This is a genomic window from Pseudomonas sp. GV105 (assembly GCF_003058185.1).
Lineage (GTDB): Bacteria > Pseudomonadota > Gammaproteobacteria > Pseudomonadales > Pseudomonadaceae > Aquipseudomonas > Aquipseudomonas veronii.
This window is the reverse complement of sequence record NZ_QBUF01000026.1, coordinates 1-22,047: the sequence shown is the minus strand read 5'-3', so window position 1 is coordinate 22,047 and position 22,047 is coordinate 1. Positions and strand designations below refer to the sequence as shown.

Below are 22,047 nucleotides of genomic sequence, written 5' to 3'. Positions count from 1 at the left end.
ACTCCTTTGTGGGTTTAGGTATCAGAACGCAAAGCACGAGCAGCCAAACGCACCCCAGAAGCCCTGGAAGTCGCTGACCGGCACGTTGGAAAGACGCGCTTTCTCATGGCCATGAGCATGCACGCCACACGGGCCACTGCAGTGGTGAGCCTGCGCCTGCAGCGGCGAAGCGGGACGCCAGTGCCCCGGCACCTTGACCACCGGCGACCAGTCCGGCAGCACCGGCACGCGCGGCGGTGCGAAATCTTCGAAGTCGCCGGCGCCATACACCACCTTGCCGCCGACCACGGTCAGCACCGACTCGATCCACTTGATGGCCTCTTCATCGACGCTGAAAAAATCCGCCGAGAGCGCGGCGACGTCCGCCAACTGGCCGACCTTGATCTGGCCCTTCTTGCCCTGCTCGGACGAGAACCAGGCGCTGCCATGGGTGAACAGCTCCAGCGCGGTCAGGCGCGGCAGGCCTTCGGCGTGCAGCTCCAGGCCGCCCACAGTGCGGCCGCTGACCATCCAGTACAGCGAGGTCCACGGGTTGTAGCTCGACACCCGCGTGGCGTCGGTGCCCGCGCCGACCGGTACGCCTTCGGCGAGCATGCGTTTGATCGGCGGCGTGGCTTCGGCGGCCTTGGCGCCGTAGCGCTCGACAAAGTACTCACCCTGGAACGCCATGCGGTCCTGGATCGCAATCCCGCCGCCGAGGGCGCGCACACGCTCGATGTTGTGCGGGGTGATGGTTTCGGCGTGGTCGAAGAACCACGGCAGGCCATTGAACGGGATGTCGCGGTTGACCTTCTCGAACACGTCGAGCATGCGCGAGATCGATTCGTTATAGGTGGCGTGCAGGCGGAACGGCCAGCGCTGCTCGACCAGGTGGCGCACCACCGGCTCCAGTTCCTGCTCCATGCTCAGCGGCAGGTCGGGGCGCGGCTCGAGGAAGTCTTCGAAGTCGGCGGCGGAGAACACCAGCATCTCGCCGGCGCCGTTGTGCCGCAGGTAGTCGTCGCCCTGGTGCAGGGTGACGCTGCCGGTCCAGTGCTTGAAGTCGCTGAGTTCTTCCTTGGGCTTCTGCGTGAACAGGTTGTAGGCGATACGTACCGTCAGCTGTTCATCCTTGGCCAGTTGCTCGATCACCGCGTAATCGTCGGGGTAGTTCTGGAAGCCGCCGCCGGCGTCGATCGCACTGGTCAGGCCGAGGCGATTGAGTTCGCGCATGAACTGGCGGGTCGAGTTGACCTGGTATTCCAACGGCAGTTTCGGGCCCTTGGCCAGGGTCGCATACAGGATCATCGCGTTGGGCCGCGCCACCAGCATGCCGGTGGGGTTGCCGTTGCTGTCACGCACGATCTCGCCGCCCGGCGGGTTCGGGGTGTCCTTGGTGTAGCCAGCCACGCGCAGGGCGGCGCGGTTGAGCAAGGCGCGGTCATACAGGTGCAGCACGAACACCGGCGTGTCCGGCGCCGCTTGGTTGAGCTCGTCCAGGGTCGGCATGCGCTTTTCGGCGAACTGGAATTCGTTCCAGCCGCCGACCACGCGCACCCATTGCGGCGTCGGGGTGCGATCGGCCTGGTCCTTGAGCATGCGCAGGGCGTCGGCCAGGGACGGCACGCCTTCCCAGCGCAGTTCGAGGTTGTAGTTCAAGCCGCCACGGATCAGGTGCAGGTGCGAGTCGTTGAGGCCGGGGATCACCGTGCGGCCCTTGAGGTCGATGACCTGGGTGCCGCTGCCGCGCAGGGCCATGGCCTCGCCATCGGTGCCCACGGCCACGAAGCGCCCCTGGCGAATGGCGACGGCAGTGGCGCGTGGGTTTTCACGGTCCACGGTGTGGAACTGGCCATTGAACAAAATCAGATCGGCGTTCATAGGGTTTCCTTTACAGAGGCTTCAAGCCAGGGAGCGAACAGGCGGGTAGCCGCCGGCATCAGCAGGTACACCACCAGCAACACGATGGTCAGGGTGATCAGGAAGGTGGCGACCACGTAGTTGGACAGGAACGGGTGCAGGCCCAATATCGGGCCCCACACGATCGGTACCAGCAGGGTCAGCGGCAGGATCACGCACAGGGTGACCACGGCCTGTTTCCAGCGCGGCGGTTTGGCGACGCTGTCGGTTTGGGGGGTGAACCAGAACTCGTTGACCGCACCGATTTCGGTGTGGTCGCCGTCGGCCAGCATCGGCGCGGCTTCTTCGATCAGGGTTTTGCGCTCGGGGGAGTCGAGCCAGCGTTGCAGGTCGTCGGTGGAGCGGTAGCGCAACACGCAGGTGAACAGCGACAGGCCGTCGTGTTTACCGCGCACGACGTCGACGCCGAGGTGGCCCGGGCGTTCGCCGGCGATGCGTACTATGCGGCGTAGCCACGCTTCGTAGTTGGCCTCGCTGCCGGATTTGATCCGGTGTTTGACGATCAGGGTGACGACTTCGTCGGAACCGGTTTCAGGTGTTGGGTCCATGGTGTGTTCTTCCCCCTGGAGAGCTGAGCGATGAGACGAGTTTGGCGGCGACGGGCGATTCGGAATTGGATGTTTGTGCTGTTTGGCGCGGTGACTTGCCGGGCCGCCTACGCGGGGAAGCTGGACATGTGCGCGCTGATCCGGCTCCTCAACCAGCGCTCCGCCGGGTCGTTGTCATGCACCCCGCTCCACACCATCGACAGCTCCGCGGCGTCGATTGCAAACGGTGGGTCCTGCGCGCGCAACGTGGTGCCTTCGGTCAAGGCGCACGCTGCGTAGTCCGGCACGGTCGCGATGATCTGCGTGCCCGCCAGTAACGCCCGCAAGCCACTGAATTGCGGCACCGCCAGCACCACCCGGCGCGCCCGGCCGATGCGCGCCAGGTCGAGGTCGATATTGCCGCTCAAGTCCCCCGAAAACGACACCATGGCATGCGGCCGTTCACAGTATTCGTCCAGGCTCAGCGGTGCGGTGCCGCCATCGCCGCGCAGCACCTTGCACGGAATGTCGCGCAGTTTCTTGCGCTTGGCATTGGCCGGCAGATCCGTGGTGTAGCTGACTCCCACGGTGATCTCGCCACTGGCCAGCAGCGACGACATCAACAGGTAATTGGCGCGGCGCACCACCACCACGATCCCCGGTGCCTCGTCGCGCAGTTGGCTGAGCAACGGCGGGAACAGGCCGAATTCGGCGTCATCGGACAGGCCGATGCGGAACACCGCACAGCTGGTGGAAGGGTCGAAATCCTTGGCGCGGCTGACCGCGCTCGAGATGGTGTCCATGGCCGGTTGCAGCTCCTTGAGTATCGCCATTGCGCGTGGTGTGGGCTCCATGCCGCGCCCATTGCGCAGCAGCAACGGGTCGTCGAACAAATCGCGTAAACGGCCCAAGGCCGCGCTCACCGCTGGTTGGCCCATAAACAGTTTTTCGGCGACCCGGGTCAGGTTCTTCTCGAACATCAGCGCTTCGAAAATCACCAGCAGGTTCATGTCGACGCGGCGCAGGTCGTTGCGGTTCATGGTGGTCCCCAAACAGTTGACAGAGCACCAGCTAAGCACGCGGCGCGGCGAGCGCGATTGCACACCTGTGCTGTCTTTTCCACGCCAACAACTGGCGAAATTAACAACGATTAACTCGTCAGTCGGACGGCACGGCACCAAGAATGAGGCCGTCTACACTGCATCCATTCACCGGGAACGCTCCCATCGACTGCGGATATTTCGTCATGGCCCGACTTGAGCACGGTGCTCCAAGCTTCTGCGCGACCGGCGGCCTCTGCCCCCGGCGCGAGCGTATCGCCAAGCAACTGATCCTCGCCAACCTCGGCGAAAGCCTGGCGATTGCCGACCTGGCCCAGGCCTGCGCACTGTCGCGCAGCCACTTCTCCCGCGCCTTCAAATGCACCACCGGGCTGTCGCCGCAGGAATGGATTCGCCAACAGCGCATCCAGCGCGCCAAGGAGTTGATCACCGGTACGTCCTTGAGCCTGACGCAAATCAGCCTGGAATGTGGCTTCTGCGACCAGGCGCACTTCTGCCATATGTTCACGCGCAGCGAAGGCGTCAACCCGATGACCTGGCGTAATCACCAATTGCGTCGCAAGCAGGCGATTGCCGCCTAGTGGTCAGCGCAAGCGTGGAATATGCTGGGCGAACCCTTTTTTCAGAGCACGCGCTGGCATGAACGACCTCAGCGAACAGGCCGTACACTTCGGCCCGTATCGGATACACCCGCGCCAACGCCTGGTGCTGGAGGCTGGCCGGCCGTTGCGCCTGGGACGGCGGGCAGTGGACATCCTGCTGATCCTGCTGGAACAGGCCGGCAATGTGGTGAGCAAGCAGGAACTGATCGCGCGGGTCTGGCCCAAAAGCGTGGTCGAAGACGGCAACCTGCGCGTGCATATGGCGGCGTTGCGCAAGGCCCTGGGCGATGGCCAGGCCGGGCAGCGCTATATCGTCACCGTGGCCCAGCGCGGTTACAGTTTTGTTGCGCCACTGAGCATCGAACCGATGACCCTTCCAACCGACGGCAGTGCGCAAAGCCAGGCCCACAACCTGCCGCTGCGCAGCACGCGGATGATCGGCCGCCAGGCGCTGATCGATGCGCTGGTGCAGCAATTGCCGCAACAACGCTTTATCACCCTGACCGGCGCGGGAGGCATCGGTAAGACCACGGTCGCGCTGCGTGTCGCCGAGTTGTTGATCGGGCATTACCGCGACGGCATTCGCCTGCTCGACCTCGCCCCCCTCAGCGCGCCGTCGATGATCCTGCCCAACCTCGCCGCCCTGCTCGACCTCACCCCCGACGAACACGCGCCGCTGTTGACCCTCGCGCGCAGTCTCCACACGCGCCAGTTGCTGTTGGTAATCGACAACTGCGAACACCTGCTCGATGACATCGCCCTGATCAGCGAGACCCTGCTGCGCCACGCCCCCAACGTTCACATCCTCGCCACCAGCCGTGAAGCACTGCGCGCCGAGGGTGAATACGTGCAGCGCCTGGAGCCGCTGGCCTGCCCGCCCGCCACCGGCAACCGTGCCCAGGCGCTGGGCTATCCGGCCCTGCAACTGTTGATCGAGCGCGCCATGTCCCATCAGGACAGCTTCGCGCTCAGCGAAGCCGAACTGCCATTGGCGATTGATATCTGCCAGCGCCTCGACGGTATCCCGCTGGCCATTGAACTGGTGGCGGCGCAGATCGAACGTTTCGGCCTGCAAGGCCTGCTGGTGCAGATGGAAGACAACTTTCGCCTGCTAACCCGTGGCCGCCGCAGTGCCCTGCCCCGCCAACAGACGCTGCGCGCCACGCTGGACTGGAGTTTCGACCTGCTCGCGCCCTGCGAACAGATCTGCCTGCGCCGCCTGGCGGTGTTTCGCGGCGGCTTCAGCCTGGCCAGCGCGGCGGCGGTGATCGCCGGGGAACAGATCGCGCCGGCCGAGGTGCTGGGTTCGATCACCCAACTGGTGGCCAAGTCCTTGCTCAATGTCGAGCCCGGCGATGACGAGATGGTCTACCGCCTGCTGGACATCACCCGCACCTACGCCCTGGAAAAGCTCAGCGTGGCCGCTGAACTCGACACCACCCGCGAGCGCCACGCCGCACGCTGCCTGGCCTTGATGGAACAGGCCCGGGACGATTGGGAACTGACCGCGACGCAGCCCTGGATCGACCGCTACGCGCCCCTGCGCGAAGACATCCGCGCCGCACTGGATTGGGGCCTGGGCGACCAGGGCACGCACCTGTTGGGTATTCGCCTGACGGTCAGCGCGATGCCGTTGTGGCAGGAGCTGTCATTGCTGGGGGAACACGGGCTGTACGTGGGCAAGGCGCTCGCACGGCTGGCGCAATCGCCCGCGCCGAACCCGCACTTGCACATGGCGTTGCAACTGGCGCTGGGCAGTTTTTCGTATCACACCCAGGGCGGTACGCCGCAGACCATTGACGCCTTTGCCTACGCGCGGCGCCTGGCCGAAGCGAACAACGACTTGAGCGGCCAGTTGCGTGCGGTGTCGGGCCATATGGCGGTCAACCTGTGCTGCGGCAATTATCGCCAGGCACTTGCGCAAAGCCTGCACTTCGATCAACTCGGCCCCCAAGCCGACCCCTTGCTCGACCTCAGCGCCCAGCGCCTGCGGGTACTGGCCCAGCACTTTGCCGGTCACCAGGCATTGGCCCTGCAAAATGCCGAACAGGTGATCCAGCGCATGGCCCACAGCGGCCATCTGAACCGGTTCACCCATGGCTTCGGCGTGCAGTACGACCAGGGCGTGGCCTCGCTGACGATCCTCGCTCGCATCCTGTGGCTGCGGGGGTTCCCGGAGCGTGCCTGGCGCACCGCGAACCAGGCCCTGGAACTGGCGCTGCAGATCAACCACGGCACCTCGATCTGCTACACCCTGGCCCTGGCCGGGGTGGTCATCGCCCGCTACAACGGCGACGCGGCCGCGGCCCATTCGCTGCAGGAACTGTTGTTGCAACAAGCGCAAAAGCACTCGGTGCAGCTGTTTCATACCTGGGCCCGACACTACGCGGGCGCAGCGCCGACGCAAGCCATGCCCGGGCTCGGCCTGATCGCGGATACCCTGGTGACCTTCAATGCGGGCGCGCTGGACGCGGCGATGTTCGAACGCGCCAAAAGCGGCGCGGCCGGCTGGTGTACAGCAGAGATCCTGCGGGTGCGCGCCGAGCACAGTGACGACATCCCGGCAGAAGCGCTGTTGCTCGAGGCACTCGGCCTGGCGCACCAGCAAGGCGCCCTGGCCTGGGAGTTACGCAGTGCGACCGCGCTGGCGCGGCTGTGGCAGCGCCAAGACCGCCGGCAAGCGGCTCGCGAGTTGCTGGACTCGGTCTACGGGCGATTCAGCGAAGGGTTCGCCACCCAGGACCTAATCGGCGTGCGCCGCCTGCTCGACGAGTTGCAGGACAAACGGCCGGCCTGAAAACGCCCCCAGATAATGCCCATACCCTTGCTGCAGGCGCGCCACTTGCAGCGGGTCGCGCAGTTGCGCCAGGGCGTAGCTGCGCACGCTGTTGAGCAAGCGGTAACGCTCGGGACCGAGGCCGGGCTCCACGCTCAGCAGCGAGATGTCGACCAGTCGCCGCAGCAGGTATGGCAGGTCGGCGTGAGCCAGCTCAGTGCCGGCGATCAACTGCCCCAGGACGGGCAAGCTCACCGCCATCTTGAACAGGCCCAGTTGCAGGAACAGCCAACGCTCCGGCAGGCTCAGGCGCTCGTATGACCAGTCCAGGGCCGCCGCCAGGGATCGGTGGCGTTCCAGCGCCGTGCGCCGACCGCGCGCCAGCACTTGCAGGCCGCTGCGCAATTGCACCTGCAAGCCCTGCACGCCGAGAGCATCGACCTGGGCCGCCGCCAGTTCGAGGGCCAACGGAATACCGTCGAGCCGGCGGCAGATATCGCGCAGCGCCGGCAAGTCCTGGGGCCGCAGGGCAAACCCTTGCTGACTGGCGCGCACGCGCGCGACGAACACCTGCACCGCCGAGTAGGCCATCGCCTGCTCGACGCTGCCCCAGGCGGATGGCATCGGCAGCGCCAGGCGAGGCACGCGCTGCACCCACTCGCCGGGCACCCGCAAGGCTTCGCGGCTGCTCAGCAACAGCGTCACCCCAGGCGCGCTGGCCTGCAGCGCGCGCACCAGATGACGGCAGGCGCCGAGCAACACGTCGGCGCCATCGAGCACCAGCAATAACTGGCGCGAGGCCAATTGACGGAAGAGCGCCGCGGCACTGTCAGCCGCGTCGAGCCCGAGGGTCTCGGCCAACTGGCGCAGCATTGCCGTGGGCGTATCGACACCGGCCAGATCCAGCCACCACACGCCGTCGCGATAACGCGGCAACACACGCTCGGCCAACGCCAGCGCCAGGCTGCTCTTGCCGACGCCAGCGCCTCCGGTGAGGGTCATCAGGCGTTGCCCCGACAGGCGTCGGACCAGCGTCCCCACCAGTTCGTCGCGACCGATCAGCGGGCTGAGCCGGGTCGCCAGGTTGTGCCGCGGTGCCGCGTTCCCAGCGGCCTCCTGCAGCGGCGCAACCAGGCAATAGCCGCGTTGGGGTTCATTGAGAATGTAGCGACGACCGTCCAATGCACGGCGCAGGGCGGCGATATGCACCCGCAGGTTGTTCTCTTCCACCACGCTGCACGGCCAGACGCGGGCGATCAGGGTGTCTTTGCTGACAAATTGCCCGGGCGTTTCGAGCAGCACCGCCAGGATGTCCAGCGCGCGCCCGCCCAACGGCACGGGCATGCCCGCCTTGCTGACCAGGCGCTGCTGGCGATGAAAGGTGTAAGGGCCAAAGCGCATCGCATGGTCGTTGTTCATCTGCGTAAAAGCGCTGAAACACCCGAGCTTGGGCGTCCGCGCATCCTTCTTCCATGGGCCTGCCGTTATCTTGCCAGCTCGTTGTAACAGGACAATGCTGGCACGGGGAGCGATACGGACAATCGGGTGCGCGAGACGGACATCCTGTCGTTAACTGAACTGCTGTCGGTATTGGGTGGGGTTGAGGCCGAGTTTTTCACTGAACAGAAAGCGCATATGCCGCACGCTGCCAAAGCCTGCGTGAAAGGCCACGGTCTTGAGCGGCAGGTCGGTGGTTTCCAGCAGATGCCGGGCGCGGTCGATGCGCGCGCCCTGCAGGAAGGCCATCGGCGTCATCTGCACCTCTTTGGCGAACAACCGCGCAAAGTGCCGCGCACTCATGCCGGCGAGTGCCGCCATGGATTCGATGGTGAACGGCTGGTCCAGATGCGCCAGCACATGGCTCTGCACCCGCGTGATCGCGGTTTCCTGGGGCGCCACGGCGGCGGTCATCGGGCTGAACTGGGCCTGCCCGCCCTGGCGCTTCATCACCACCAGCAGCACTTTGGCCACGTCCACCGCGACCTGCTTGCCGTGGTCCTGGGCGACAACCGACAGCGCCAGGTCGATGCCCGCCGTCACCCCGCCGGACGTGATCAGGCGGCCGTCCTGCAGGTAGATGCGGTCGGTTTCGACAACGGCCTGAGGGAAGGCCTTGATCAGCCGCTCGGTGTAATGCCAATGGGTGGTCACGCGGTGGCCGTCGAGCAACCCGGCATACCCCAGCACAAAGGCACCGGTGCAGATCGAGCCGAAGCGCCGCGCGCGTGGAGCAGCGGCCTGGAGCCAGGGCAACAGGTCGGGGTGGCATTCGTTATAGGCACCGGGACCACCGGGCACCAGCAGCAGGTCATAGGCCTCGTGCGCCTGGGCCAGCAGCAGGTCGGGCTGCACGACCACGCCATTGGACGCACGCAGCGGGCCGGGCTCGGTGCCGACGATCAGGATCCGATAGTGCTGCGCCGCTGGCAGGTAGCGGTTGGCAATCGAAAACACTTCAAGCGGCCCAGCCATGTCGAGCAGGAGGAAGTCCGGAAACAGCGCCATGGCCACGGTGTTCATAGAGGGAGACGTCCATCAGGAAGGAAGGCAGCGGGTATTATGCCACGCCCGCAACTGTCAACCTCAATGCGACAGTTATTCAGATATCAGCTTCTTAATGAATATTCCAGTAACCAGTAACCTTCTTCTCAACGCAAGCGCCCTGCATTTCGCAGCCCGCTCTGACTTGAGGACACCACCATGCTGACCCTTCGCAAAGCCTCCGACCGCGGCGCCGCCAATCACGGTTGGTTGAAGTCGTTCCACACCTTCTCGTTCGCCAACTACTGGAACCCCGCCGAACAGGGTTTTTCCGACCTGCTGGTGATCAACGATGACCGCGTCGCCGCAGGCCGTGGCTTCGGCCAGCACCCGCACCGCGACATGGAGATTTTCTCCTATGTGCTCGAAGGCGCCCTGGAACACAAGGACACCCTGGGCACCGGCTCGGTGATCCGCCCCGGCGATGTGCAACTGATGAGCGCCGGCAGCGGCGTGGCCCACAGCGAGTTCAACCATAGCCAGAGCCGTGGCGTGCATTTCCTGCAGATCTGGATCGTACCGAATGTCTCCGGCGCCGAACCACGCTATCAGCAGGAGCACTTCAGTGCAGCGCAGAAACGTGGACGCTTGCAGTTGATCATCTCGCCGGATGGCGCCGAAGGCTCCCTTCACGTGCGCCAGGATGCACGGGTCTATGCCGGGCTGTTCAACGCTGACGAAAGCGCAAGCCTGGACCTGGCGCCGGACCGCCACGTGTACATCCACGTGGCCCGCGGCAGCGTCGAGATCAACGGCCAACGCCTACAGGAAGGCGACGGGGCCCGCGTGCGCGATGAGCGCCAGATCCGCCTGAGCCACGGTGACGATGCCGAGGTGCTGGTATTTGACCTGCGCCCTCTGGAACTGCCGCAGATGCCATGACGGCTGCACGATAGCCCGCCGACGCGGGCTATCGCTGGCGTCGATAGTCACCATCAGCCCAATGAAGTTCTCTTAAAAATGCCAACGCGTAACATCAAACCCACACCAGGCAACACCCTAATCAAACACTCGGAGCACACTCTCATGAAACGCCAACTCTTGCTTAGCCTCGCTTTCTCGGTACTTGCTGCAAACGCTTTTGCCCACCCAGTCGTCGCTGAAGGCGGCGCTGATCGCCTCAACGAAAACCGCGTCGCCGAAGGCGGTGCCGAGCGTCTGCAAGGCAACCGTGTCGCCGAAGGCGGTGCTGAACGCCTGCTGGAACGTCGCGTCGCTGAAGGCGGTGCGGATCGCTTGCAAGAACGTGGTCTGGCTGAAGGCGGTGCAGATCGTCTACAGGAACGTGGCCTGGCTGAAGGCGGTGCTGATCGTCTGCAGGAACGTGGCCTGGCTGAAGGCGGTGCGGATCGTCTGCAGGAACGTGGCCTGGCTGAAGGCGGTGCAGATCGTCTGCAGGAACGTGGCCTGGCTGAAGGCGGTGCAGATCGCCTGCAGGGCAACAACGCTTGACCCCGCGCTGTGTGCGCGGCACCCCAAACCGGCCTGATCAGCCGGTTTTTTTTCGCCTGCTTATCGGGTACTGGCCTGAAATCGCTTGCGATACGCTGCCGGCAGCATCCCCACCCGCTGCTGGAACAGGCGCCGGAACGAGTTGCTGTCTTCGTAGCCCACCGCATAGGTGATGCTTTCGAGGGTCATGCGCGTCGACTCCAGCATCTGCTTGGCGCGCTCCAGGCGCAGGGTCTGCACATAAGCGATCGGCGTATAGCCGGTGGCTTCCTTGAAACGTCGCTTGAAATTGCGCACCCCAAAACCAAAGTGCCGGGCCACCTCGTCAATCACCAGCGCCTCGGCGCAGTGCTGCTCCAGCCAATGCTGCACGCGCAGTATCTGCGCGTCGCCGTGGCTCTTGGGCAACGACCACATCGCGTACACCGACTGCACCGTCCGCACCGTGTCGATCAGCAGGTATTTGCCACAGGTGTGAGCCAGTTCCGGCGAGCCGAAGCGGCGGATCAGGTGGAGCATCAAGTCCATCGCCGCACTGGCGCCACCACAGGTGATCACGCGGTTTTCTTCGCAGAGCATCTGCGCGTCATCGAGGCTTACGTCTGCGTAGCGTCGCCGGAAAAGCTCGGCAAACGCCCAGTGGGTGGTGGCGCGCAAGCCTTGCAGTACACCGGTTTCCGCCAACAGAAAGGCGGCGGTACACATCGACGCCAGTACGGCGCCGCGCCCGTGCTGTTCGCGCAGCCAGGGGCCGAAGGCGGCAAACGTCGGCAAAGCCTCTTTCAAGGTGAAGAGAAAGCCGGGGATCAACACCAGATCGGTCTGTGCGATCTGCGCGGTCGAACAGGCCACTTGCAGACGCTGCCCGCCCCAGGCATTCACGGCCTGGCCGTCGAGGGACGCGACCACGATCTCGAAGGGCGGATGGTCGGCAAACAGGTTGGCGGCGCTGAGCATTTCCAGGGCCAGGGTGGCGCTGGCGGCGGAGCAGTGATCGGCCAGGAGCAAGGTAATGTGCATTCACGGACCTTTTTGCGCTTTTCGCATTAAATAAGTCATTTGCGCACCTACCTTAGCCGATTTGGCGCCCTTACAGTGCTGCCACTGTTCAACTCTGTGGCGTCTTTATGAATCTCTGGTTTCGATTGCTCTACATGCTCTGCCGTCGCCCCTGGCGCAAGCCTGCCCATGGCCTGGCCACCACCGTGGTACGCATGCGGGTGTGGCCGCTGGACCTGGATCTCAACCGGCATGTCACCAATGGCCGCTACTTCACCCTGGCGGACGTTGCCCGGATGGATTTTGTCTTGCGCACCGGCGCTTTTCGGGTGGCCCTGCGCAACAAGGCGCTGCCGATCGTGGGCGATACCTGGGGCAAGTTCCGCCGCGAACTCAAGGTGTTCGAAGTGTTCGAGGTACACACCCGCATACTCGGCTGGGACCACAAGTGGAGCCTGATGGAGCACCGTTTCGTCAGCAAGGGTCGGGTGGTCGGCGTGGTGGTGATGCGCGGGCTGTTCCGCTCAGCCAAGGGCACCCTGCCCCCGGCGGATTTCCTGCGGGAGCTGGGGCTGGCCGAAACATCGCCGCCCCTGCCGCAGTGGCTGAGCGACTGGGCGCAGAGTTGCGAGGCAATGAGCGTGCAGTTGCGAGGCGAGGAACAGGATTGAGGATCATCCGCTCATCATCGTCTTGAGGCATGCGCGCCTTGGCCAACATGTCCTTGGCGATTTTACGCGTCGTCGCGGCGCCTTCCAACTGCGCGCTGGATATAGGAGTCCACCAGATACCGAGTGTTATCGCGGTATTGGGGAGAAGACGCCACTGCCCCGCCCAAGCTGGACGTCAACGACTCGACGCCGTGAACAACCGCCTCACAAAAGTCAGTGATGCACAAAAAAAACGCACTGCCGCACTCGCTGCGAAGCTCCAGGGTCTTACTCGCGCAAGCCCGGGACATCTTGATAGCTGCCCATGCGGCCTCTTTCTTGAGATCCGGCGCTGGATATCGACGAAACTCGTCCCAATGCAGATACCGGCCCTTGTCATCGACAGCTTTATAGATTGAGTCGCCAGGGGCTGCTCAGACTGATCAAGTCATACCTACCAGTTCTCCCCCAACCCCAGCAAGCCAAGTATCTGCCGGCGCAGGTCCACCAGATAAGGATCGTCGCGGTGCCGGGGGTATGGCCGCTCGATGGTCAATTGCGCCTGCAGGGTCGCCGGGCGGTCGCTGAACACGATCACGCGGTTGGCCAGGAGCAAGGCTTCTTCCACATCGTGGGTCACCAGCAACGCCGTGTAGCCCTGGCGTTGCCACAGGTCGATCAGTTCCTTTTGCATGGTGATGCGGGTCAGGGAATCGAGTTTGCCCAAGGGCTCGTCGAGGATCAGCAGGCGCGGCTGGTTCACCAGCGCACGGGCCAGCGCAACCCGCTGCGCCATGCCGCCGGACAGTTGCCGAGGGAAGGCGCGGGCGAATTGGCTGAGGCCGACTTTTTCCAAGGCTTCATCGACTTTGGCGGCATGGGTCTTGAGCAGGCCCTGGGCTTCGAGGCCGAGGGCGACGTTGTCCCACACGCGGCGCCACGGATATAAGGTCGGGTCCTGGAACACCACCACGCGGCTCGGGTCCGGGCCGCTGATCGGCTCACCATCGGCGAGCAAGCGCCCGGAATCCGCCGGTTCCAGCCCAGCGACCAGACGCAGCAAGGTGGACTTGCCGCACCCCGAAGGCCCGAGCAAGGCAACGAACTCCCCCGCTGCCACGTCCAGCGAAACCCGCTGCAGCACCGGCAGATGCTCACCGTCCAAGGCAAACCCGTGGCTCAGGTTTTCGATGCGCAGCGTCAATCCCGCCGCGGCTTCTACTGCGGTTGCCAGGGCTACCATTTCATCGCTCCTTTCTGCCAGGCCAGCAAGTGGTCGCGCAGCCGGAACAAGCCGCTGATCAACCCCGAGCAGGCCAGCGCCATGATTAACAACGCCGCATACATATTCGCGTAGGCCGCCCACCCCTGGGCCCATTGCAGGTACCAGCCGATGCCGGATTTCACGCCCATCATTTCCGCCACCACCAGGGTCGAAAACGAGGCGCCGAGGCCCATGAACAGGCCGACGAACACATGGGGCAAGGCGGCGGGAATCGCCACCTTGAAAATCAGGAAAGGCTGTTTTGCACCAAGGGTGCGCGCCACGTCGTAATAGGCTTTATCGACACTGGCCACGCCGGACCAGGTCAGCACCGTGACCGGAAACCAAGTGGCCAGGGCGATCAGGAAGACGCTGGCGCTCCAACTGCTGGGGAACAGGAAAAAGCACAACGGCAACAGCGCCGTCGACGGCACCGGGCCGAGGATGCGCAGCACCGGATGCAGCCAATAGCCGATACGCGTCGACCAACCGATGGCCACGCCGGCGATAAACCCGGTCGCCGCGCCCAACGCCACGCCCGCACCGAGCAGCAACGCCGAATGCAGCAGGCTGTCGGCCAGGCGCGCGTAGTCTTCGACATACACCGCGAGCAGGGCCTGGGGCGGCGCGAAGAACGGTACCGGCAGCAGCGCGAGTTTCGCCGTGAGCAGCTCCCAAATGCCCAACAGCAGCGGTAAAGCGATCAGCCATGACGCGGCTCCGCGCAGGCGCAGGCCGAGCCTGGCGAACCGGCGCCCGGCCACACTCGACACCCCGAACACCGCCGCCACGCCCACGCAGAGATGGGCCAAGCCTTGGGTCATCGGCCAGTCGCGCGTCGCATTGGGCCAGTAGCTGATCAGCAGCGCCACGGCCAACCAGGCGCCGATTACCGCCAGGCCCGGCCACCCGACCTTGAACGCCACGGGTGGGTTGAGGGTGGTCGCGTCAACTGAAGACATCGGCGGTGATCTCCTTGGCGAACGCCAGCGGGTCGGTGCCCTGGCTGATCACTTCCACGGTTTTCAGGTCGGTGACGTAGGTGGTGATTTCCGCGGTCAGCGCGGTGCCGACCGCATGGTGGCCGTGGGTGTGGTCGTGGAGGATCGCCTGGACTTCTTCGGTGGAGGTGTTCAACGCATAGGCCTGGAAACCCTTGGCGACGACCTCGGGGTGTTGCACGGAATAGTCATGAGCTTCGAGGATCGCCTGGGTCAGCGCCGCGACCACCCGCTTGTCTTCGCGCACCAGCTTGCCGGTGACACCGACCACGCAGCAGCTGAGGTTGGCGTAGGCCTCCACCAGGTTGGTGGACAGTTCCCGCGCCACGCCGGATTTGATCAGGCGATACATGAACGGGTCGCTGCCGCTGACCGCCTGCACCTCGCCGCGCTCCAGGGCGGTGCCGAGCAGGTCGGCCGGGTACAGGCGCCATTCGACGTCGCGCACCGGGTCGATGCCGTGCTTCTTGAGCAGGATCGAGAAGAAATTGCGGTCCGGGCTGGCCATGTCCGTCACGCCGATCGCCTTGCCCTTGAGGGCTTCGAGTGTGCTTACGCCGCCGTTTGCCGCACTGAGCAAACGCAGGCAGCCGCCATGAGTGCCGGCGGTCAGCTTGACGTCGAAGCCCTGCTCCAGGGCCTTGAGCCAACGCAGCGCCATACCCACACCGGCATCGGCCTTGCCGGTGGCGATGGCTTCCAGCAGCACCTCGGTGGAATTGCCGAAATTGACCAGTTCCACATCCAGGTTGTGCTGTTTGAAGAAACCTTGACCGTGGGCGATCACCACCGGGGCCAGGCACACGGCATTCAGGTTGACCGCCAGTTTCAGCGCGCGAGGCGCATCCAGGCGGATGAACTCACCGGTGCCGGCGGGCTCCTGGGGCGTGTGGTGCGCGGCGTGCTCGTCGGCGGCGAAGCCCAGGCGGGGCAGCGACAGCAGCAAGGGGCTGGCCAGGGTAATACCGGCCATGCCCAGGAGGCGGCGGCGGGTTAAAGGATCGAAAGCGGCCATGCAAAAACTCCCATGATTGTGTTCGCTAGGTAGATTGCGCGCCTTGCGTCATGCAGGGCACCTGCGACAAAACTACAATTTGATTATATTAATCAGCGACAATTATGAAAGAACCATATAATTCTATGGTTATGCCCGATGCCTCGAAACGCACAAAAAGCGCCCTAAGCTCAGATCGGAACAGTATTTATCGGGGTGTACGCGCAGTGGGTACAGACCGGGAAATGGGAGAAACCGCACCTGTAACCGGGGACGATCGATCAGTTGGCTGAGCAGCAGAAGATCGCGGATGCGTTCTTCAAGGCGGTGGATGCACAGGACGTGCAGACCCGGACGTGATGCAGGGGGAATGCGCTTGATTCCCCCCTTTTTCGATTCAAGCCGGGCTGCGCGCCTCCCACCCGCGCGCCGCCAACGCCCCCAACACCCCGCCGGCAATCGGCGCCAGCCAGAACGCCCAGAGTTGCGCGAGGTACTCGACCCCGGCGAACAACGCCGGCCCGGTGCTGCGCGCCGGGTTGACCGAGGTGTTGGTCACGGGGATCAGGATCAGGTGAATCAAAGTCAGCGCCAGGCCGATGGCAATCGGCGCAAAGCCGGCAACCGCGCCCGGTGCGGTCACGCGCATGATGATCAGGACAAAGAAGAACGTAGCGATCAGTTCGGCCAGCAACGCCGCCTTCATGTCGAACTGGCCCGGGCTCAGCGGGCCATAGCCGTTGGCGGCAAAACCACCCGGCTCAAAACCCGACTGCCCGTTGGCAATCACGTACAGGGCGGCAGAGGCGACAATCGCTCCTGCGACCTGGGCGGCGATGTAAGGCAGCACATCGGCACCGGGAACGCGGCGCCCGGCCCATAGGCCGATGGTCACCGCCGGGTTGAAATGCCCGCCTGAGACACCGCCCACCGCGTAGGCCATGGTCAGCACGGTGAGCCCGAACGCCAGGGACACCCCCAGAAACCCGATCCCCAGCGTCGGGAATGCCGCCGCCAGGATGGCACTGCCACACCCGCCGAACGTCAACCAGAAGGTACCTGCAAACTCTGCGGTCAAACGCTTTTGCACAATCGACTCCATTGCTTTTCAAACACCACGGCCCTGATCGAAGGGCGTGGCGATCGCCGTCACCACAGGATGTGGGAGGTCCTGGGAGACGGTAGCAACTGGCATCAAAGTGCCCTGTAAGACTTGTCTGATTTCAGTCGCGTGCGACACCCTGGCCGAACCGTCGGATCGCCAGGCAATAACCGATCAACGCCAGCGCGGCCAGCAACCCGCCCGCCGCGCCGATCCAGGCGAAGCCGAAGTGGCTGCCGACCCAACTGCCCAGCAACGCGCCGCCGCCGATGCCAATGTTGTAGATGCCGGAGAACATCGCCATGGCCACGTCGGTGGCGTCCGGGGCGAGCACCAGGACCTTGGACTGCATGGCCAGGCCGAAGCCCATGATCGCCATGCCCCAGAACACGCTCAGGCCGACGAGGTAGGATTCGGCCCCGCTCAACGGCAGCAGCAGCGCCAGACACGCGCCCAGCAGGAACACCGCACCGACCACGAACAGATGCGGGTTGAAACGGTGTACCAGGCTGAACAACAGCGAGCCGATGATGCCCGCGCCGCCGAACACCAGCAGGAACAGGGTCACGACGTTACCGCTCAGGCCGGCGACACGTTCGACAAACGGTTCGATATAGCTGTAGGCGGTGAATTGCGCGGTGACCACCATGGCGGTGAGCACGTACAGCGCCACCAGCGCCGGGCGCTTGAACAGCAGCGGCAGGCTGCGCAGGGAGCCTGAGTTCTGGCTCGGCAACAGCGGCAAGGTGCGCGCCAGCCAGAACACCAGGCCGGCGGCGAAGGCCGCAATCACCAGGAACGTGGTGCGCCAGCCCATCGCTTCGCCCAGCAGGCGGCCCAGGGGAATGCCCAACACCATCGCCAGCGACGTGCCGGTGGCCAACAGGCCGAGGGCTTGCACCTGTTTGCCGGCCGGCGCCAGGCGTACCGCGAGGGACGCGGTAATCGACCAGAACAGCGCATGGGACAAGGCGATGCCGATCCGGCTGACCATCAGCAGGCCGAAGCTGGTGGCGACGCTGGAGAGGATATGACTGGCGATGAACAGGCCGAACAACACGATCAGCAGCTTGCGCCGTTCAATGTTGCGCGTCAGCAGCATCACCGGCAGCGAGGTCAGCGACACGATCCAGGCATAGATGGTGAGCATCAGGCCGACGCTGGCAATGGGCATGTCGAAGCTGGCGCCGATGGCGCTGAGCAGGCCGACGGGCACAAATTCGGTGGTATTGAACACAAAGGCGGCCAGCGCGAGGGCGATGACCGGTTGCCAGTTGGCACGGGGCGTTGCGGTTGAAAGGCTCATTGAAGGGCGCGGCACTCTGACGATGATCAAACGGCCACCCAGGACAAGCGCCGCCGCCGAGCATTCTATAGGTTTCTCGGGCGGCTGTTGACGCTCATCCGGAGCAAATCGCCTGCGGATCGATCAGGGCGAGGTCAGGGTGATCAAGTAGCTACCCGTCTGAATGGGCTTATCGAAGGCGTCCACCAGGACATACTGCTGGTCGTAATAACGTCCGTTGGGGGTGTCGGCCATCAACCGCACATAGGCGTTGGGCGCGCCCACCGCCTTGACGCTGCGGACCGGCTGCACCGCGAGCTGGTTGCCGCGACTGGCCTGCGGGCAGCCTTTCAAGTCCATTATCGAGCCGCTCGCCGCCGCCGTGGTGCAGCCCGGCTCGACGATACTGCCGTAGAATCGGACGACGCCACCCTGCGGCGCCGCCATGCACGTCCCCGTCCATACAGCGAGGAAGCCTGTAACCAGTGACAAACGTATAACGTTCATGTCGACGCTCCTTCTTGGGTTGACAAGAAGTGAGTCGTCCGTTTTGACGCAGGCTTTAGGCCTTTCGTCGCTTTAAGAAATGTCTGATAGACCGATCACGGGTCCACCTGCCCCATCAATTGCGGAATGCTTTCCGGGCGCTGCGCATAACGTTGCGCCAACGCCGCACACACCATCAGCTGGATCTGGTGAAACAGCATCAACGGCAGGATCAACACACCCATGGTCGCCCCGGCGAACAGCACCTGGGCCATCGGCACCCCGGTCGCCAGGCTTTTCTTCGAACCGCAGAACAGGATGGTGATGCGGTCCTCCTGATTAAAGCCGAAAGCCTTGCCCAGCAGCGTGGACGCCAGCAATACCAGGGCGAGCAACACGCAGCAGGCCACCACCAGGCCGCCCAGCTCCCACAGCGGAATCTGCTGCCAGATGCCTTGGATGACCGCTTCGCTGAACGCGCCGTAGACCACCAACAGGATCGAGCCTTGGTCGACGAACTTCAGCCAGGCCTTGTTGCGGCCGACCCACTCGCCGATCCAGCGGCGGGCGATCTGCCCGGCGATGAACGGCAACAGCAGTTGCACGCTGATTTTCAGGATGGCGTCGACGGTCGAACCGCTCTCGCCGTGGACATTCAGCAACAGCGTCACCAGCAACGGCGTGAGGAAGATCCCGAACAGGCTCGACGCCGCCGCGCTGCAGATCGCCGCCGGGATATTGCCGCGCGCCAGGGACGTAAAGGCAATCGCCGACTGCACCGTGGCCGGCAACGCGCACAGATAGAGCATGCCCATGTACAGGTCTTTGCCGATCAGCGGCGACAACAGCGGTTTGAGCGCCAGGCCCAACAAGGGGAACAGCACAAAAGTCAGGCTGAACACCAGCAGGTGCAGGCGCCAGTGCCCGGCCCCGGCGACGATGGCCTGGCGCGACAGCTTGGCGCCGTGCAGGAAAAACAACAGCGCGATGGCCAGGTTGGTCACCCAGCCGAAAGCCACGGCGGTCTGGCCGCTGGCGGGCAGCAAGGACGCAAGGAGCACAGTGGCAATCAGGGTCAGGGTGAAATTGTCGGGCAGAAAACGCGGGCGAGTCATAAGCAGGATCTTCCGGGGTTGCCAAGAACGTCATCGCGACTCTAACGTAACGCTTTATTACCGACTAACGCCAATGAGCCAGTAAATGCCGCCTAAAGGACATGACAAGACCGTCCGCCGCAGCGTGCCCGGGCTTTCCAGCCTGCCACGCCCGGTGTACGGACGCACCGAATCCTTGCCCAACCGCGCCTTGACCCGTCGGCACAGCCATCCGTGGGTGCAGTTGTCCTACGCGATTTCCGGGGTGCTGGAGATCCAGACCAGCGTCGGCCGCTTCGTCGCGCCGCCGCAGCGCGCGGTGTGGATTCCGGCGGGCATGCCGCACCGGGTCTACAGCTCGCCGCACACGGAGATGCGCAGCCTGTACCTGGATTGCAGCGTCACCGCCTGGGCGGACGAACGTTGCCAGGTGTTGGAGGTGAGCAGTTTGTTGCGCGAGTTGATCCGCCGCTTCAGCGAACTGCCGGTGGAATATGCCGAAGAGGGCCCGGACGGCAGGCTGGCCCAGGTGGTGCTGGACCAACTGGCGGCGGCGCCCCAGGTGGATTTGATGCTGCCGTTGCCCCTCGACCCGCGCTTGCGGCAGATCTATCGCAGTTTGGAGCTGCACCCGGAGCAACCCACCACGCTGGAGGATTGGAGCCGCAAGCTGGGGGTCAGCGAGAAGACCCTCAGCCGCCTGTTTTTGCGTGACACCGGGCTGACCTTCCGCGCCTGGCGCCAGCGCTTGCGCCTGCTCGGCGCCCTGCCCGCCCTGGAGCAAGGCGAGCGGGTGACGGATGTGGCGTTGGCGTGCGGGTATGAATCCACGTCGGCGTTTATCAACGCGTTTCGCCAGCAATTCGACGCCACTCCCGGCGAGTTCTTCCGCTAATGCCGAGGAAGGGGCTCAGCGTTGTTTCATGCGGTCGATCACCACCGCCAGCAGCAGGATCGAGCCGCGGATCACGTACTGGTAGAAGGTGTCGATGTTCTTCAGGTTCATTGCGTTCTCGATGATCGCCAGGATCAGCACCCCGGCGATCACATGGCGGATCATGCCGATGCCACCGCTGAGCGACACCCCGCCCAGCACGCAGGCGGAAATCACCGTCAGCTCGAAGCCCTGGCCGATCATCGGCTGGCCCGAGGTCATGCGTGACGCGAGGATCACCCCGGCCAACGCACCGATCAGGCCATGCACGGCAAAGATCAGGATCTTCGTGCGGTCCACGTTGACCCCGGCCAACAGCGCGGCTTCCGGGTTGCCGCCGATGGCCATGGTGTTGCGCCCGTAGGTGGTGTAGTTGAGCAGCCAGCCGAAGAACAGGAAGCAGACGATGGTGATCAGGATCGGCACCGGCACGCCCAATAACTGGCCGTTGCCGAACACGAAGAACTGATCCTGGGACACCCCCACCGCCTTGCCGTCGGCAAAGATATAGGCCAGGCCGCGCACGATCTGCATGGTCGCCAAGGTGGTGATCAATGCATTGACCCGCAGCTTGGCGATGACGATGCCGTTGATCAGCCCGACAATCAGGCCCATCAGCAGCGCCGCGCCGATGCCCAGCATGACGCTGTCGGTGTCGCGCATCACAATCGCGGCCACCACCCCGGCGCAGGCGATCACCGAACCCACCGACAAGTCGAAGTGCCCCGACGCCAGGCAGAACAGCATGGTGCAGGCGGCGATGCCCACGGTAGAAATCGCCAGGCCCAGCCCGCGCATGTTCAGCGGCGAGAGGAAGTTGTCGATCAGCAAGGCACACAGCAGGAAAATCGCCAGCGCCGCGAGCAGCATCGCCCAGTTGTCGAGCAGCGCGCGCAGGTCCAAGGGTTTGCGTGCCGTCGGCAACGCGTTGTGTTGGGTCGTCATAGTCGTCTCTCAGTTCGCCAGGCCACGCGGCAAGGCCAGTTGCAGCAAGTTGGATTCAGTGGCGTGTTCGCGCCGTTGTTCGCCGCGCAAAGCGCCTTCACACAGCACCAGAATGCGATCGGAAACCCCCATCACCTCCATCAAGTCGCTGGACACCACAATCACCGCGATACCGCTGGCCGCCAGGTCATGGATGATCTGGTAGATCTCCGACTTGGCGCCGATGTCGATGCCCCGCGTCGGCTCGTCCAGCAGCAGCACCTTCATCGGCATCGACAGCCAGCGGCCCAAAATGGCTTTCTGCTGATTGCCGCCGGACAGGTACATGATTTTCTGCGCAGCGCTCGGCGTCTTGACCTTCATCCCGCGGATTTGCTGCTCGGCGTTGCCCTGCTCCCAGCCCTCGCGCAGCAGCCAGCCGAACCGGGAATGGGC

General features: G+C 64.3%; 21 protein-coding genes. 6 read left to right on the top strand and 15 right to left on the bottom strand.

From position 1 onward, the window contains the following. Positions 1-21: 21 nt before the first annotated feature. The 3 genes from C8K66_RS30215 to C8K66_RS30205 form a co-directional block, all read right to left on the bottom strand. A complete protein-coding gene (locus C8K66_RS30215) occupies positions 22-1,860 on the bottom strand; it encodes an amidohydrolase (protein WP_079443563.1) in 1,839 nt (612 codons plus the stop codon). Beyond that, positions 1,857-2,447 carry an antibiotic biosynthesis monooxygenase gene (locus C8K66_RS30210; protein WP_057004840.1) on the bottom strand — a complete coding sequence of 197 codons (591 nt, stop codon included), beginning with the start codon at positions 2,445-2,447 and terminating at the stop codon, positions 1,857-1,859. Before C8K66_RS30210 ends, C8K66_RS30215 begins: the two co-directional genes overlap by 4 nt. Before the next feature lie 107 nt (positions 2,448-2,554). Continuing rightward, a complete protein-coding gene (locus C8K66_RS30205) occupies positions 2,555-3,466 on the bottom strand; it encodes a LysR substrate-binding domain-containing protein (RefSeq protein ID WP_046383863.1) in 912 nt (303 codons plus the stop codon). A 206-nt stretch (positions 3,467-3,672) separates the two neighbouring features. Between C8K66_RS30205 and C8K66_RS30200 the strand changes: the two genes are divergently transcribed. After that, a complete protein-coding gene (locus tag C8K66_RS30200; protein WP_046383864.1) occupies positions 3,673-4,068 on the top strand; it encodes a helix-turn-helix domain-containing protein in 396 nt (131 codons plus the stop codon). A gap of 58 nt (positions 4,069-4,126) precedes the next feature. Continuing rightward, positions 4,127-6,886 carry a winged helix-turn-helix domain-containing protein gene (locus tag C8K66_RS30195; RefSeq protein ID WP_057004841.1) on the top strand — a complete coding sequence of 920 codons (2,760 nt, stop codon included), beginning with the start codon at positions 4,127-4,129 and terminating at the stop codon, positions 6,884-6,886. Here the strand turns inward: C8K66_RS30195 and C8K66_RS30190 are convergent. Continuing rightward, positions 6,833-8,284 (bottom strand): winged helix-turn-helix domain-containing protein, encoded by a 1,452-nt coding sequence (locus C8K66_RS30190; RefSeq protein ID WP_057004842.1) that lies wholly within the window; start codon positions 8,282-8,284, stop codon positions 6,833-6,835. The genes C8K66_RS30195 and C8K66_RS30190 overlap by 54 nt on opposite strands. A gap of 150 nt (positions 8,285-8,434) precedes the next feature. Beyond that, positions 8,435-9,385: a GlxA family transcriptional regulator gene (locus C8K66_RS30185; RefSeq protein WP_046383867.1), complete on the bottom strand. Its 951-nt coding sequence runs from the start codon at positions 9,383-9,385 to the stop codon at positions 8,435-8,437. A 180-nt stretch (positions 9,386-9,565) separates the two neighbouring features. On the opposite strand from C8K66_RS30185, the gene C8K66_RS30180 reads away from it, so the two are divergent. Together C8K66_RS30180 and C8K66_RS30175 are read left to right on the top strand one after the other, a co-directional pair. Then, complete coding sequence (locus C8K66_RS30180) at positions 9,566-10,288, top strand: pirin family protein (protein WP_046383868.1); 723 nt, start codon at positions 9,566-9,568, stop codon at positions 10,286-10,288. Between the two features lie 144 nt (positions 10,289-10,432). Beyond that, positions 10,433-10,858 carry a hypothetical protein gene (locus C8K66_RS30175; RefSeq protein WP_079443559.1) on the top strand — a complete coding sequence of 142 codons (426 nt, stop codon included), beginning with the start codon at positions 10,433-10,435 and terminating at the stop codon, positions 10,856-10,858. 60 nt (positions 10,859-10,918) lie between these two features. On the opposite strand, the gene C8K66_RS30170 is transcribed toward C8K66_RS30175, so the two are convergent. Beyond that, on the bottom strand, positions 10,919-11,878 hold the full coding sequence (locus C8K66_RS30170; RefSeq protein WP_046488531.1) for a GlxA family transcriptional regulator: 960 nt from the start codon (positions 11,876-11,878) through the stop codon (positions 10,919-10,921). A 107-nt stretch (positions 11,879-11,985) separates the two neighbouring features. Here C8K66_RS30170 and C8K66_RS30165 point away from each other — a divergent pair, with 107 nt between their 5' ends. Further along, positions 11,986-12,528 carry an acyl-CoA thioesterase gene (locus C8K66_RS30165; RefSeq protein ID WP_079443558.1) on the top strand — a complete coding sequence of 181 codons (543 nt, stop codon included), beginning with the start codon at positions 11,986-11,988 and terminating at the stop codon, positions 12,526-12,528. Between the two features lie 433 nt (positions 12,529-12,961). Here C8K66_RS30165 and C8K66_RS30155 read toward each other — a convergent pair whose 3' ends face one another. From C8K66_RS30155 to C8K66_RS30125, 7 genes are all read right to left on the bottom strand, one after another. Further along, positions 12,962-13,750: an ABC transporter ATP-binding protein gene (locus tag C8K66_RS30155; protein WP_102618582.1), complete on the bottom strand. Its 789-nt coding sequence runs from the start codon at positions 13,748-13,750 to the stop codon at positions 12,962-12,964. Next, the gene (locus C8K66_RS30150; protein ID WP_046383874.1) at positions 13,744-14,733 is read right to left on the bottom strand and encodes an ABC transporter permease; all 990 of its coding nucleotides are present in this window, start codon (positions 14,731-14,733) and stop codon (positions 13,744-13,746) included. Before C8K66_RS30150 ends, C8K66_RS30155 begins: the two co-directional genes overlap by 7 nt. Beyond that, positions 14,720-15,787: an ABC transporter substrate-binding protein gene (locus tag C8K66_RS30145; RefSeq protein ID WP_108526688.1), complete on the bottom strand. Its 1,068-nt coding sequence runs from the start codon at positions 15,785-15,787 to the stop codon at positions 14,720-14,722. The genes C8K66_RS30150 and C8K66_RS30145 overlap by 14 nt, the downstream gene beginning before the upstream one ends. A gap of 376 nt (positions 15,788-16,163) precedes the next feature. Continuing rightward, a complete protein-coding gene (aqpZ, locus tag C8K66_RS30140) occupies positions 16,164-16,868 on the bottom strand; it encodes an aquaporin Z (protein WP_046383876.1) in 705 nt (234 codons plus the stop codon). 121 nt (positions 16,869-16,989) lie between these two features. After that, entirely contained in the window at positions 16,990-18,174 is a 1,185-nt protein-coding gene (locus C8K66_RS30135; RefSeq protein ID WP_046383877.1) for a sugar transporter, read from the bottom strand. A gap of 123 nt (positions 18,175-18,297) precedes the next feature. Then, positions 18,298-18,660, bottom strand: a complete 363-nt coding sequence (locus tag C8K66_RS30130) for a hypothetical protein (RefSeq protein ID WP_046383878.1) — start codon at positions 18,658-18,660, stop codon at positions 18,298-18,300. A 95-nt stretch (positions 18,661-18,755) separates the two neighbouring features. After that, entirely contained in the window at positions 18,756-19,754 is a 999-nt protein-coding gene (locus C8K66_RS30125) for a bile acid:sodium symporter family protein (RefSeq protein WP_046383879.1), read from the bottom strand. Positions 19,755-19,839: 85 nt separating this feature from the next. On the opposite strand from C8K66_RS30125, the gene C8K66_RS30120 reads away from it, so the two are divergent. Continuing rightward, a complete protein-coding gene (locus C8K66_RS30120) occupies positions 19,840-20,628 on the top strand; it encodes a helix-turn-helix domain-containing protein (RefSeq protein WP_108526687.1) in 789 nt (262 codons plus the stop codon). 15 nt (positions 20,629-20,643) lie between these two features. Here the strand turns inward: C8K66_RS30120 and araH are convergent, their stop codons facing one another. Further along, positions 20,644-21,612 carry an L-arabinose ABC transporter permease AraH gene (gene araH / locus C8K66_RS30115; RefSeq protein ID WP_046383881.1) on the bottom strand — a complete coding sequence of 323 codons (969 nt, stop codon included), beginning with the start codon at positions 21,610-21,612 and terminating at the stop codon, positions 20,644-20,646. 9 nt (positions 21,613-21,621) lie between these two features. Beyond that, positions 21,622-22,047, bottom strand: a 426-nt coding sequence (locus C8K66_RS30110) for an ATP-binding cassette domain-containing protein (protein ID WP_115930853.1), incomplete at its 5' end; no start/stop codon positions are given.

Bases quoted from the DNA above. Each gene is read 5' to 3' on its own strand.
- C8K66_RS30215 (WP_079443563.1), bottom strand. From the start codon at position 1,860: ATGAACGCCGATCTGATTTTGTTCAATGGCCAGTTCCACACCGTGGAC.
- C8K66_RS30210 (WP_057004840.1), bottom strand. From the start codon at position 2,447: ATGGACCCAACACCTGAAACCGGTTCCGACGAAGTCGTCACCCTGATC.
- C8K66_RS30205 (WP_046383863.1), bottom strand. From the start codon at position 3,466: ATGAACCGCAACGACCTGCGCCGCGTCGACATGAACCTGCTGGTGATT.
- C8K66_RS30200 (WP_046383864.1), top strand. From the start codon at position 3,673: ATGGCCCGACTTGAGCACGGTGCTCCAAGCTTCTGCGCGACCGGCGGC.
- C8K66_RS30195 (WP_057004841.1), top strand. From the start codon at position 4,127: ATGAACGACCTCAGCGAACAGGCCGTACACTTCGGCCCGTATCGGATA.
- C8K66_RS30190 (WP_057004842.1), bottom strand. From the start codon at position 8,284: ATGAACAACGACCATGCGATGCGCTTTGGCCCTTACACCTTTCATCGC.
- C8K66_RS30185 (WP_046383867.1), bottom strand. From the start codon at position 9,385: ATGAACACCGTGGCCATGGCGCTGTTTCCGGACTTCCTCCTGCTCGAC.
- C8K66_RS30180 (WP_046383868.1), top strand. From the start codon at position 9,566: ATGCTGACCCTTCGCAAAGCCTCCGACCGCGGCGCCGCCAATCACGGT.
- C8K66_RS30175 (WP_079443559.1), top strand. From the start codon at position 10,433: ATGAAACGCCAACTCTTGCTTAGCCTCGCTTTCTCGGTACTTGCTGCA.
- C8K66_RS30170 (WP_046488531.1), bottom strand. From the start codon at position 11,878: ATGCACATTACCTTGCTCCTGGCCGATCACTGCTCCGCCGCCAGCGCC.
- C8K66_RS30165 (WP_079443558.1), top strand. From the start codon at position 11,986: ATGAATCTCTGGTTTCGATTGCTCTACATGCTCTGCCGTCGCCCCTGG.
- C8K66_RS30155 (WP_102618582.1), bottom strand. From the start codon at position 13,750: ATGGTAGCCCTGGCAACCGCAGTAGAAGCCGCGGCGGGATTGACGCTG.
- C8K66_RS30150 (WP_046383874.1), bottom strand. From the start codon at position 14,733: ATGTCTTCAGTTGACGCGACCACCCTCAACCCACCCGTGGCGTTCAAG.
- C8K66_RS30145 (WP_108526688.1), bottom strand. From the start codon at position 15,787: ATGGCCGCTTTCGATCCTTTAACCCGCCGCCGCCTCCTGGGCATGGCC.
- aqpZ (WP_046383876.1), bottom strand. From the start codon at position 16,868: ATGGAGTCGATTGTGCAAAAGCGTTTGACCGCAGAGTTTGCAGGTACC.
- C8K66_RS30135 (WP_046383877.1), bottom strand. From the start codon at position 18,174: ATGAGCCTTTCAACCGCAACGCCCCGTGCCAACTGGCAACCGGTCATC.
- C8K66_RS30130 (WP_046383878.1), bottom strand. From the start codon at position 18,660: ATGAACGTTATACGTTTGTCACTGGTTACAGGCTTCCTCGCTGTATGG.
- C8K66_RS30125 (WP_046383879.1), bottom strand. From the start codon at position 19,754: ATGACTCGCCCGCGTTTTCTGCCCGACAATTTCACCCTGACCCTGATT.
- C8K66_RS30120 (WP_108526687.1), top strand. From the start codon at position 19,840: ATGCCGCCTAAAGGACATGACAAGACCGTCCGCCGCAGCGTGCCCGGG.
- araH (WP_046383881.1), bottom strand. From the start codon at position 21,612: ATGACGACCCAACACAACGCGTTGCCGACGGCACGCAAACCCTTGGAC.